Annotated in this window: 9 protein-coding genes; 5 read left to right on the forward strand and 4 right to left on the reverse strand. The window is 46.6% G+C overall.

Going from position 1 to position 12,847, the window contains the following annotated elements; all coding sequences use genetic code 11:
• Positions 1-888: transaldolase (tal, locus tag A3751_RS15880; protein WP_068457843.1), on the reverse strand; the 888-nt coding region annotated here is incomplete at its 3' end.
• 94 nt (positions 889-982) lie between these two features.
• Positions 983-1,960, reverse strand: a complete 978-nt coding sequence (gene dusA / locus A3751_RS15885) for a tRNA dihydrouridine(20/20a) synthase DusA (protein WP_068457845.1) — start codon at positions 1,958-1,960, stop codon at positions 983-985.
• A 149-nt stretch (positions 1,961-2,109) separates the two neighbouring features.
• On the opposite strand from dusA, the gene A3751_RS15890 reads away from it, so the two are divergent.
• Complete coding sequence (locus A3751_RS15890) at positions 2,110-4,185, forward strand: hypothetical protein (protein WP_156492535.1); 2,076 nt, start codon at positions 2,110-2,112, stop codon at positions 4,183-4,185.
• Between the two features lie 39 nt (positions 4,186-4,224).
• On the opposite strand, the gene fabR is transcribed toward A3751_RS15890, so the two are convergent.
• On the reverse strand, positions 4,225-4,830 hold the full coding sequence (fabR, locus tag A3751_RS15895; RefSeq protein ID WP_068457849.1) for an HTH-type transcriptional repressor FabR: 606 nt from the start codon (positions 4,828-4,830) through the stop codon (positions 4,225-4,227).
• 28 nt (positions 4,831-4,858) lie between these two features.
• Positions 4,859-5,332, reverse strand: coding sequence for a MaoC/PaaZ C-terminal domain-containing protein (locus A3751_RS15900; RefSeq protein WP_068457850.1), 474 nt, complete (start codon positions 5,330-5,332; stop codon positions 4,859-4,861).
• 108 nt (positions 5,333-5,440) lie between these two features.
• Between A3751_RS15900 and hrpA the strand changes: the two genes are divergently transcribed.
• The 4 genes from hrpA to A3751_RS15920 all read left to right on the forward strand — a co-directional run.
• A complete protein-coding gene (gene hrpA / locus A3751_RS15905; protein ID WP_156492536.1) occupies positions 5,441-9,403 on the forward strand; it encodes an ATP-dependent RNA helicase HrpA in 3,963 nt (1,320 codons plus the stop codon).
• Between the two features lie 65 nt (positions 9,404-9,468).
• Positions 9,469-10,596 carry a beta-ketoacyl-ACP synthase III gene (locus A3751_RS15910; RefSeq protein ID WP_068457852.1) on the forward strand — a complete coding sequence of 376 codons (1,128 nt, stop codon included), beginning with the start codon at positions 9,469-9,471 and terminating at the stop codon, positions 10,594-10,596.
• Between the two features lie 94 nt (positions 10,597-10,690).
• On the forward strand, positions 10,691-11,380 hold the full coding sequence (locus A3751_RS15915) for a VacJ family lipoprotein (protein WP_068490457.1): 690 nt from the start codon (positions 10,691-10,693) through the stop codon (positions 11,378-11,380).
• Between the two features lie 139 nt (positions 11,381-11,519).
• Positions 11,520-12,847: DUF3336 domain-containing protein (locus A3751_RS15920; RefSeq protein ID WP_068457856.1), on the forward strand; the 1,328-nt coding region annotated here is incomplete at its 3' end.

Genomic DNA, 12,847 nt, shown 5'->3' on the forward strand with positions numbered 1-12,847 from the left:
CCCAAAGAATGGAGACGTCAAAGCGCTTTCATTCATATCCCAGCGGAACGCAGATTCTGAAAGCGCTTTGACGTCTCCATTCTTTGGGCTATCTGCGAAGAGCTTGCGTTGCAAATCTCCCTCATCGCGAGACAGCTCTTCCAGCAGTTGAGGGCTGATTGTAAGCCTGTCACAGCCCGCTAGCTCCTCAATCTCGCCTGTATTTCTAAAACTCGCGCCCATTACAATCGTATCGTAGCCCGATGCTTTGTAGTGCCTGTAGATCTGCTGCACAGACAATACACCTGGGTCCTCGTTAGCAGGATAATCAGTGATTCCGCTATCGTTTTTATACCAATCTAAAATTCGACCGACAAACGGAGATATGAGGAACGCGCCAGCATCAGCAGCCGCCTGGGCCTGCGCAAAATCGAAGAGCAGAGTCAGGTTACAGTTGATGCCCTTTTGTTGAAGAATTTTAGCCGCTTGTATGCCTTCCCATGTTGACGCGATTTTAATTAATACCCGTTCTGTTGCTACGTTTTTTGAGTCGTATAGATCAATCAGCCTGAGTGCACGATTGACAGTTTCATCCGTGCTAAAAGACAGCCGAGCATCCACTTCAGTACTAATCTTCCCGGGAATATGGCCCAAAATTTCTTTACCAATAGAGCAAGCAAGATAATCACAAGCCAGATCTAATTGTTCTTGGCTATCGACGTCATGCCTTGCTCCGTATTTTTTTGCGTCGGCAATAAGGGGTTGGTACTCGTCTAGTGCGGCCGCTTTGAGAAGAAGGGAAGGGTTTGTCGTTGCATCTTCAGGTTTCCATTGCTTAATCGCTTGGAGATCTCCTGTGTCAGCTACTACCGTGGTCATGGTTCTAAGTTGTTCTAGTTTGCTCGCCATAGGTTTACTTCTTTTTTTTGTGATTTTAAAGATTTAAGTTAATCGAAATCGATCTGATTTAGAACCGAATAGCATCACTCAACATAGTTTTATTCTAGGCTGCTTGAGTGGATCTAACAAATTCAAGTGCTTTGTCTAGTACCTCTATGCCTGCGCCTGGTTTGTGTGCGTTCTCGCTAATGTATCTACGAAATTGTTTGCCGCCATACTGCCCATGGAAAAGCCCAAGAACATGGCGTGTAATGTAACTTAGCTTCTGACCTCGAGCCAGCTGGTCTTCTATATACGGATACATTTCCCGAAGAATGTTTTCACGAGTTTGTACAGTGGTCGATTTATTGTAGAGGCTAGTGTCGACCTCCGAGAGTAACCAAGGGTTGTGGTAGGCCTCTCGACCTAACATGACGCCGTCGACATGTTGCAGATGCGTCTGACATTCAGCAATCGTTTTGATTCCGCCATTGATAATAATCTCAAGACTCGGGAACTTCTTTTTTATGTCGTAGACTCTGTTGTATTTTAATGGAGGTATTTCTCGATTTTCCTTTGGGCTTAACCCGTCTAATATCGCGATGCGAGCATGTATGATGAACGTTTTGCAGCCGGATTCTGCGACAGCGCCTACAAACTCCTCAAGATAGGCTTCACTGTCGAGTTCGTCGATGCCGATTCTGTGTTTGATGGTGACGGGAATATCGCAGGCCTCTTGCATTGAGGCTAAGCAGTCATGGACAAGTTTAGGATGGGCCATTAAACACGCACCAATCATATTATTCTGCACGCGATCGCTAGGGCACCCTACGTTTAGATTAATCTCGTCGTAGCCCCACTTCTGGCCGATACTTGAACATTGTGCGAGCTGCTTGGGGTCACTCCCTCCCAGTTGAAGCGCTAGTGGATGTTCCTCATTGTTGTAGGCCAAGTGGCGCTCTTCTCCACCATGGATAATAGCGCCGGTCGTGACCATCTCGGTGTATAGCAGTGCATGCCTAGTGATCTTCCGTGCGAAATAACGCTGATGTCTGTCTGTCCAGTCCATCATCGGTGCAATTGAAAAAATTCTGTTTGGCATGTCTTAGGTTTCTTTACTGTATTTGGAGGGCTGTATTGTAGCTGATAAAGAGGCAAAAGTGCTTTTGGCTTCAAAGTGTGTCATGAATCTCTTACGATATTTATAAGACCTATATAATATCGCTTTGTACTGTTTAGATGGACGTTGCCTTGTATTTCCGCTTTATACCCGTAGCCTTGCTACTCACACTTATTAGCGCCTGTTCTCGTACTAATGATCTGGTTATTCCATCGCAACAGGTTAAGTCTGATCCTGAGTGCGCAACGCCTGAAATTGTCACGCCTGTTATTGCCTCACTAGAAGCAAGAACTCGCTCACTTGATGGGCGCACCTCCCAGCTGAACTACGCGGTGCAGGATATTAGCAACTCTGACGCGAGTGCGTCAGTCCGTGTGCCAGCACTCGCGAGTAGTTTGTTCTTTTCTTTCACCACTCTAGATCAAGAAGATCCGATTGCGCTTTCGAATGGCGAAGTAACCAGCTCTGGCGGCGTCTCTTTGATTTGGAAAGGAGACGGCGCGACAGATATCGCGTCAATTGAAAATGGGGTGGAGGCAAAATACCCGCTAGATCAAAACATTTCAGAGATCGTTTTAGGTGTTGAGATGTCCTACCTTGTTGACGAGGAGAGGGATGAGTGTCGGTTTCAAGCGCAGCGCGTTTTAGAAGATGTTCTCGACTCAGATGGAAATCCTGTTCTAGATGAAAATGGCGATGTTGAGCAAATAGAGAAGTATGTCGTTAGTAAAGACGTAAACTTTGAGCTTGTCTTTGATATTGAGCGCCACCCTTTTGAGGAAACTGCGCTGAGCATCGAACCAAGTCCGTTGGCATCGCTTGCCGGTAGTGCCGCGCATAGTGTTTCTTTTAACGGAAGATTTTTAGCGGTTGGTGTGCCCAAAGAGTCCTCTTTAGAAACCGGTTTTGTGCCGGCAAACGTCACGCCGTCTTCGACTGGAAAAGCAAACTCTGGTGCAGTGATGCTCTATGAGTTCGATTTAGAGAACCAACGCTACGATTATTGTGGTTTGATTAAGGCGACCAGGGCGAGAGTGGGTGATCGCTTTGGAGATCAGGTGCTGGTTAGAGGCTACAGTTTATTCGTATCGGCTCCGGGTGACGACAGCGGTTTCTCAGGATTTGCGAATGCTTCGGCGGAAAATTTGAGTCTCACTTATGATCGCGCAAATAGTGGAGCAGTATATGAGTTTTTGATCAGTGAGGGCTGTACTGCGCAAGAAATTTCTTATCTGAAGAGCCCCGATAACTCTGCTAATGCTACGTATCCAAACAACGGGTTTGGGACCGCGTTAGCGGAAGTAGGCGGTGAGTTATTGGTTGGTGCGCCATTCGCGAGACAGGGTGGCGGGACGCCGCAGGGAGCGGTTTTTCAATATCGAAGAGATAGCGATGGACGTTTTGATTCGGTTTTGACCTACCGATCAATCATAGAGCATGATGGCCAGGAGTTCGGCTCATCTATAAGCGCAACAGAAAACTATGTCGCGATTGGGGCTCCCAAAGACGCAGCAAATATTGACGACCTTCCTGTTTTTAACGGAGTTGTTGACCCTGCCTTTCTTGACCAAAATCCTGTCGCTGCGAGCAACGCTGAATCAGGTTCAGTGATGCTTTATGAAACACCCCAGCAAAATAATGTCATTACTCCGTTGGCCTATCTGAAACCACAAAACAATGACGAAGGTGATCTATTCGGTTCCACCGTTGCTATCGTAGGGACGTCCTTTTTTATTGGTGCACCAAGTGAAGATAGCGCTTCTGATCAGGTTAACGTCGGTGCTGAAGAGAATGTTGGGCCCGCTGGCTTTACGCCTCTTGACGGAGATTATGGTGCTGTATATCGCTACGATATGGATGATGACGAGGTTTTGGGTTTGTCTGACTACATTAAATCTCGTCAACCAAAACAGGGAGCAAAATTTGGTTCAGTAATGCGTGTCGAAGATCGCTATTTAGTGGTTGCAAATCCTGGCGTTGTTGCTGATTTTAATGGCTACTCAGCTATTAGGGGCCATGCTGAGGTGATTGACCATACCACCTATGAGGATCCTGTGCTCTTGAGTGTATTTGAGGATGACCAGTCGGCATCGGCTTTATCTGCAGACATTGAGGCGCTTGATTTATATGGCGGTACGTTGGTGCTTGGATTGCCTCGAGCGACCGTGAATAGCGTCAATGATGCTGGCGCGTTTTCTATTTGGTAATGCGGCTATACAATCAGGTTTGTTGTTAATTCTTGGGCTCTAGCGCTTGGATAGTGCTCCGCGCATTACAATACGAAGCTGCTCAGCGGTATTATCGCGAATGCGTTGCTTTTCTCTTCGATCAAGTACAGTGAGTTTTGTACCCATCGAGATAATAACCGCGATCATTGCTTCAGCCGTATTTTGAGCATCTAGCTTTGGTCTATTTAGCGCGTCAGAGCGCGCATCTAGGTAGCTCACAAGCTCGGTAACGAAGTTGTCGACCTCAGCACGCACCGCTTTTCTGTATTCATCAGAATAGCCAACTTGTTCTTGTAATAAGATTCTGAAATGAACAGGATATTGTTCAAGGAATTCGATGAAGGTGTCTACAGAGGTGTCGATAGCGCTTTCGGTTTCGCCAATTCTTTGCCTTGTTTTTCTGAGCATCTGTCTCAGAAATAACCCCGCCTCTTCTACTAGGGCTAGCCCTAGTTCCGCCATGTTCGGGAAATGTCTATAGAACGAGGGGGCCGCCAGCCCAGCCTCTCGCGTTACTTCGCGAAGGCCAAGGCTATCCAAGCTTCGGTTGTCTGATAACAAAGAGAGTGCAGCATCTAAAATCATTCTGCGCGTTCGTTGTTTTTGTTCTGCGCGCGTCGTCATGTATCGCTCTTTAAATACTCTTTGGCTGCTAGCTTTCTATCTCTATCCTTGGCAGGTTGGGTTCCTGTAGGGATACTTTGTCGGTCGGGGCAACAATTAGGGAAGTGCCCGTGAGAATTTCCTTATTATCCTGATTTTTGACTCTGCAGTCCATTGCGACGCGGTGGCGCTCGAGCTTTTCTTTCACGATGAGTGTCACGGTTAGAGTATCCCCGACTCGGACGGCATCAGCGAATTTGAGGTTTTGCTCAAGGTGGACCGTTCCTGGCCCTGGAATAACTGTTGACAACGCAGCTGAAATAAGAGAACCAGCCCACATACCGTGCCCAATCCGTTCTTTATATGTTGTTTTCTTTGCGTATTCTGCGTCAAGCGATACTGGATTGACATCGCCAGATGCAGCTGCAAACAAAACGAGCTCATCTTCCGTTAATGTTTTTGTAAATGTGGCATAATCTCCGACGTGAAGTTCGTCGTAAGTAATGTTCTCAATCACCCGCATGTTTATTTCCGTTCAAGTTAAGTCGTATTCACTTAGAATAGGCCACAATCAATGCGATTCAATAAACATCGTGTAAGCAACTGTATCTAATAAGATTTAAGAATTTTTGTGTCTTCTGAAAAACATACAATCAGTACAATTAAAGCCCTTGATTTAAGTTTGTGCATGTTCCGAGATCAGCACCACTTGCGCAGAAAGATTGCACGCGTAGACGGTCTCGAGGGGGATGAACTCGCTAAGCTCTGCACTCAGATAGAAAAAAGCTTCAGAGATTCATGCGCTTTAGTAGAGAGGCGCCAAGATAGAGGCGTCCGAATACATTATCCCGATAACCTTCCTGTGTCTCAGCAGGTGGATGAAATACGCGCGATATTAAGAAAGCATCAGGTTGTTGTTATTGCGGGCGAGACAGGTTCTGGTAAGACGACACAAATCCCAAAGGTATGCTTGGAACTTGGCTTATCGGATAAAGGTTTGATCGGACACACTCAACCAAGGCGGCTTGCTGCACGGACTGTTGCTAATCGAATCGCTGATGAGCTTAACGTAGAGCTCGGTAATCAGGTTGGTTATCAGGTCCGGTTTTCTGACCAAAGTCAGCCCGAAACGCTTGTTAAGGTAATGACCGACGGAATTCTCCTGGCCGAGATAAAAAATGACCCTTACCTTTCAAAGTACCAAGCTATCATTATCGATGAAGCGCACGAGCGGAGTTTGAATATAGACTTTTTGCTTGGTTACCTGCGAAATCTCCTTCATAAACGAAAAGACCTTAAAGTCGTGATTACTTCGGCGACGATTGATGTTGAGCGTTTCTCGAAGCATTTTGGTGGCGCGCCCGTTATTTCGGTTGAGGGTCGAACGTTTCCCGTGGAAGTGAAATACCAACCGGCCTCAGACGGGGATGATGCAAGTCTTCCTGAGCAAGTCCAGCAGGCCATTGAGGGGATTATCCAAGACGAGCGGGACAAGAAGTGGCGGATCGGTGATGTTCTCGTTTTTCTGCCCGGCGAGCGAGAGATTCGTGAAGTTGCTAAACACTTGCGTCATTCAGAATGGCGAGACACCGAGGTGACTCCTCTTTATGCACGTTTGAGTAACGAAGAGCAATCTAGAATCTTTAAGGGGCACTCTGGTCGGCGCATCGTCTTGGCAACGAATGTGGCAGAAACGTCGATTACAGTGCCTGGCATCCGCTATGTAGTCGATAGCGGTTTAGCAAGAATGTCGCGCTACAGCGTGCGTTCTAAAATACAGCGCCTACCTATCGAGCCGATCTCTCAAGCCAGCGCCAATCAAAGAAAAGGGCGGTGTGGACGAGTTGCAGAAGGTATTTGTTATCGGCTTTATTCAGAAGAAGATTTTGTCGGTCGACCTCAGTTTACGGATCCCGAGATCCTACGTACCAATCTAGCCTCTGTTGTGCTTAAAATGTTGGATGTCGGGCTCGGCGATGTTCGTAAATTCCCTTTCATTGATATGCCCGAGTCCAAGCTCTGGAACGATGGTTTTAAGCTGCTCTTTGAGTTGGGTGCCGTTAGCCAAAACAACAAAATTACATCGCTTGGTCGTGAGATTGCGAAGCTCCCGATCGATCCGAAGCTTTCCCGTATTCTTTATCAAGCCAATGAGTCAGATTGCCTCCATGATGCCTTGATTGTCGTCAGTGGTTTGGCGATTCAAGACCCTCGCGAGCGACCTGCGGAGAAGCGTCAAGCTGCGGATCAGGCACATGCTGTTTTTAAAGATGTAGATTCAGATTTCGCGACATTGTTGAAGCTGTTCAATGTCTACGAAGAGCAGCGTCAAACGCTAGGTAGTAGCGCTTTAAAGCGATTTGCACAGAAGAGCTTCCTTTCTTTTATGCGGATGCGAGAGTGGCGCGAAATGCATAGGCAGCTCCTTTTAGCTACAAAAGCCTGGACAACACAATCTGATGCTAAACGCGTCGTGATCGATTCGAAGTCAGAAAAAAGCGACGCGATGGATGTTGATCAAACTGGCACAGCAAACAAGAGTTATCAGAGCCTGCATATGGCGATGCTCTCTGGCTTTTTATCCAATGTTGCGAGGCATGAAGAAAAGCGTGACTATTTGGCATGCCGGAACAAAAAGATTCAAGTTTATCCGGGGTCGGGCCTAGCTAAATCCAAAGCGAAGTGGATTATGTCTGCCGAGTTGGTAGAGACGCAGCAGATATTTGCTCGGATGAATGCGCGCATAGAGCCAGACTGGATTGAGCCGCTCGCCAAGCATCTGGTTAAAAAAAGTTGGAGTGAACCGCATTACCAACGTAAACGGGGCCAAGTGCTTGCGTTTGAGAAAGTCACTTTATACGGTTTGGAGATTGTCGCGCGTCGATTGGTTAATTATGGCTCGATCGACGCACGCGTTGCGCGTGAGGTTTTTATTCGCAGCGCATTGGTTGAGGGCGAGTATCGGGGGCGCGTTAAAGCGATACGCACGAATCTACAAACGTTAGCTGAGCTGGAAAAAATTGAAGATAGAACGCGACGTAAAGATGTCGTTATAGATGAGGAGGCGCTTTATGGTTTGTATGACCGGCTGCTTCCCAACCACATCGTGAGTGATGCTGCTCTTGAAAAGTGGTTCCGTTCAGCGAGCGAAGAGCAAAAAAAACAGATTGAGTTCAAAGAGGAGGATCTCAAGCTAGACAATGCAGCGGAGTTTGATGCCAATCTTTTCCCTGATCAGCTGGACAATAATGGGATCAAGTTTCCCTTAAGTTATGCGTTCAATCCTGGCACCGATGAGGATGGCGTGAGTGTTTCCGTTCCTGCTCGTGCTGTTCGACAGGTAACGGCATCGCGAATTGAAAAGCTTGTCCCGGGCTTGCTAAGGGAAAAGTGCATTCAATTAATAAAGAATCTTCCTAGAAGTCTGAGAAAACATTTTGTTCCTGTTCCCGATACTGTCGACAAAATATTCGATAAGGTTGAAGCGAGCAGCGAACCGCTTTTGGAAACGCTCGCTGCGCAGCTGCGTTTTATGACGAACGTCAGTATTCCGATAGAGGCATGGAATGTGGCGTTGTTGGATCCACATTTGCGCCTCAACATTAAGCTTTTGGATGATGACGGAAAAGTTCTCAGACAAAGTCGGGAGCTGGCTGATCTTGTCGATGTCGCAGATGATTATCTGAGTGCTAACCCTCTCTCAAAAGCAAGCGGTAAAGAATCAGCTGTCGCAGATGAGCACGTTGAAACATGGAGCTTTAATCTCGATAAAGAGCTAGAGCTTGAGCAAACAGGCATCACGCTAAAGGTCTATCCGTGCTTGATTGATCAGCGTACTAAAGTGTTGAAAACAACCCGAAACGATGCGCTAGAAGCACAGCGTTTGACGCGACTCGGTTTCGCCCGGTTGTTGTACTTTAAGCTGCGAGACCAGATAGCATTGTTTGAGAAAGAAATTCTTGATTATAAAAAAATGGGGTTGTTCTACGCGCCAGTAGGAAAGGCTGAGCGTCTGTACGACGACTTTGCGATGGCGTGCATTGTGAATCATTTCGCTAGTGACGGCCTGCCCTCGACGGCGGAGCAGTTTGAGGAATGTTGGCAATCGAAGCGCGGTGACTTCGTTTCGTTTAGCCGCGACTTCGCGAAGTTGTCTGTCCGCATTCTTGCTGAGTATCACGAGCTAATGAAATGCCTTAAAGGCAAAATCAACTTTACCGTCGCGATGTCGGTGAGCGATATAAAATACCAGGTCGAGAATCTTATTTTCGATGGTTTTCTTTCTAGAACGCCCTATGACAATCTAAGTCATTTTCCAAGGTATTTAAAAGCATGCTCTGTGCGGTTCGATAAGATGGGGCGCGAGCAGGCTTTGGAGCGCAAGGCGCTGCCTCTGTTGAAAAACTGGTGGGATCAATATACGTCCCGTCTCGAACAGCATCAAGCACAGGGTATTTACGATATTGAACTTGAAAGATTCCGTTGGCTAATCGAAGAGCAGCGCGTATCATGGTTCGCCCAACAGCTTGGTACATCAGAGACCGTCTCGGAAAAGCGCCTCAACAAACAGTGGCAGCTGGTGCGTCGAGTATAGTTGTTAAGTATCAGAATTATGTTTAACTTTGTGTTTATGAGCACGGGTTTAAAAAGGGGAAGTTTGTGTACAAGGCCGCGATTACGGGTACCGGTTTATTTACTCCATCTCAATCTATTAGCAATGATGAACTCGTCGATAGTTTTAATCGATATGTCGCTGCTTTTAATGCTGAAAATGAAGAGGCAATAGCCTCCGGTGACGTTGAGGCATTGCATGAATCTTCCTCCGCTTTTATAGAGAAGGCGAGTGGCATCAAAAGCCGCTATGTTATCGATAAATCCGGAATCCTTGATCCCGAAATTATGGCACCAAGAATTCCTGAACGCCCCAATTCCGAACCCAGCGTACTTTGCGAAATGGCCACAGAGGCTGCAAAGCAGGCTCTCGGTCAAGCGAATAAAACAAGCAAAGATGTAGATGCAGTGCTTGTGGCATGTTCGAACCTGCAACGTGCATACCCAGCTATTTCAATAGAGGTGCAAGATGCGCTCGAAATAGAAGGCTTCGCTTTTGATATGAACGTGGCCTGTTCTTCGGCTACGTTTGCTTTGCAAACGGCGTTGGACCTTGTGAAAGCAGGAACGGCTCGCTCAGTGCTTGTACTTAATCCAGAAGTCTGCTCTGCACACTTAAACTTCCGAGATAGAGATAGCCACTTTATCTTCGGTGACGTTGCAACCGCAATTCTGGTTGAGCGGCAAGATCTAATGGCCGTCGATACGTATTACGAAGTGGTGAGTGCCAAATTAAAAACCCTGTTTTCGAATAATATTCGAAACAACTTTGGTTTTATGAATCGCTGCGCTCCTGAAGCTCAAGGACAAGCGGATAAGCTGTTTGTTCAGGAGGGGCGAAAGGTATTTAAAGAAGTTTCGCCAATGGTTGCGAATATGATCGTTGAGCATCTATCCGAGAATGGTTTTGCACCGGAAGGTATAAAGCGTTTATGGCTTCATCAGGCCAACTTAAATATGAACCAGCTGATTGCTAAAAAAGTACTTGGACGGCCAGCAGAATCTTTGGAAGCGCCTGTAATTCTAGATGAATATGCAAATACGTCCTCTGCAGGGTCAATCATTGCATTTCACAAGCATCGTGATGACCTTAATGTGGGAGATACCGGGGTTATCTGTTCTTTTGGTGCCGGCTATTCAGTGGGCAGCGTAATCGTCAAGAAATGCGCTTCCTGAAGCAAAAAGACCCTAAACGGAACTCGACAGCCTTGTGAACTTAGCTCAACGGATTAAAAGAGAAAAGGGATATATTCTCGCTTTCGCGCTTCTTATGCTAATAACGCTTTCAGCGTCCGCGGTAGAAGACGAAGAGGATGTTGATCCGTATGAAGGGTTCAACCGGGCGATGTTCAGTTTTAACGAGCAGCTCGATATCTATCTCGCTAAGCCTGTCGCGCAGTTTTACGATTTCGTGATGCCATCGTTTTTGAATCAAGGCGTAACGAATTTCTTCAATAACCTTGATGACGTAGAAACATTTGCGAACAGTTTGCTTCAAGGTAAATTTCATAATTCTGTGGTGACTCTCAATCGGGTGATTTGGAACACAACGGTTGGCTTAGCGGGCTTTATAGATGTTGCAACACATTTTGGTCTGCGAAATGACGAAGAAGACTTTGGCCAAACGTTGGCAGTTTGGGGCTATGAGAACAGCGCATACGTTGTCTGGCCGTTCTTTGGTCCATCGACGATACGCGATTCCTTTGGGCGTGCAGCCGATACGTATACCGAGCCTTTGAACTATGTAGAGAGTTTTTCGACCGTAGAGAGGCTCGCAATTCAGGGCCTAAAGTATACGGATCTTCGCGCAGATCTTCTGAGTGTTGAGGGCTTAATAACAGGGAATGATCCCTATATTTTCATCCGTAACGCGTATTTGCAGAATCGCGAGTTTTTAATTCGAGATGGTGCCGTCGTAGATGAGTTTGCGGCTGACGATCTCTATTTGGAAGATTTCTAACTAAGTCCGAAAACTGTGAACAGCCACCTAATAAACCGGTGGTTTTACATTGCTTCACATCAAAGCACATCAAATGCACATTTGTGCTCGTCTGCCTGATCTATATTTATTGAACACTTGAAGAATATAGGAAGGCTGAGTGATCAATAAACAGGCGCATATCAATAAGTTACAACGATATCTTTCTCAAGCAAATAGCTATGAGCAATGGTCCGAGATTGCTCAGACTTTAGATGAGGCGCTAGATCATCAGCAATGGAAACTCGATCCATACTCCGATATCTATAACTTTGAAGTATTGTCAGAGCGTATGCACGCTCTGCGAAACTTACGACTCGAAAACGATCTGTCCGGGCTCAGCCGTGCTTTAAGAGAGGGCTTGCATCACGATCTTGGTAATATGGGCGATCCTCGCTTGTACAACCAGAGCTATTTCGGCACCAAACGTTTGATTGATGATTATGTCGATGAAGTTTGCATCGCCTTACGTTACTTATGTGATCATCCCCAATCGGCGCTGCTTCCAGCGCAAAAGCTCGACTTCTTCAAAGCCATATTGCTCAGCTATGGGCGTCCTGCACTCCTCATGAGCGGAGGAGCATCCTTAGGTGCTTTCCATCTCGGTGCGGTAAAAGCGCTTTGGGAGAGGGATCTCTTGCCACAGGTAATTGCAGGTTCAAGTGCCGGTTCTATTATTGCTGCATTGTTGGGCACTCATACTGATGAAGAGCTGCCTGAGTTTTTCGATCCGAATGCTTTGTCTCTGAAGCCATGGAAATGGGCAGGCTTGCTGAGTGGCCTGAGAGGTAAAGGTTTTATGGAGCAGCGCCAGTTACAAGAAACGATTCGTGACTACATCGGCGATTATACGATGCAGGAGGCTTTTGAGCGCACAGGGCGCAGCGTCAATATTTCTGTCTCTCCTGTAAAACATCATCAAAAAGAGCGATTACTCAGTGGCTATACCTCGCCATACCTGCTGATGTGGAGTGCTGCACTGGCATCTTGTGCGGTTCCAACAATTTTTCCGCCCGTTCAGCTACAACAAAAAGATGAAACTGGGCAACAATCGCCCTATATGCCTCGCTTGCGTTGGGTCGATGGCAGTGTCGTGTCCGATTTACCTATTGAACGATTGAGGCATCTGCATGATGTGAACTTCAGTATTGTCAGCCAGACGAATCCTCATGTTGTTCCATTTCTAAAAGAAGAGCATGAGCAATCCAACAAACTTCATCATTTACCTGCACGAATTTTGAAAGGGGAGCTGCGCTTTCATGGTGAAGCGGTTTTTGATTATCTTCGGAAAAACACAACAAACTCCATCGTTCGACAAACTTCAGGCCAAATGTATTCGTTGCTTTCTCAGAGTTACAAGGGCGATGTGACCCTCTCACCACGCTATAAGCTTAAACATTATGCAGGCGTGCTTTCGAATCCAAGTAGCGAGTTTATTTCAGAGTTGAT

This window comes from Oleiphilus sp. HI0080, assembly GCF_001635135.1.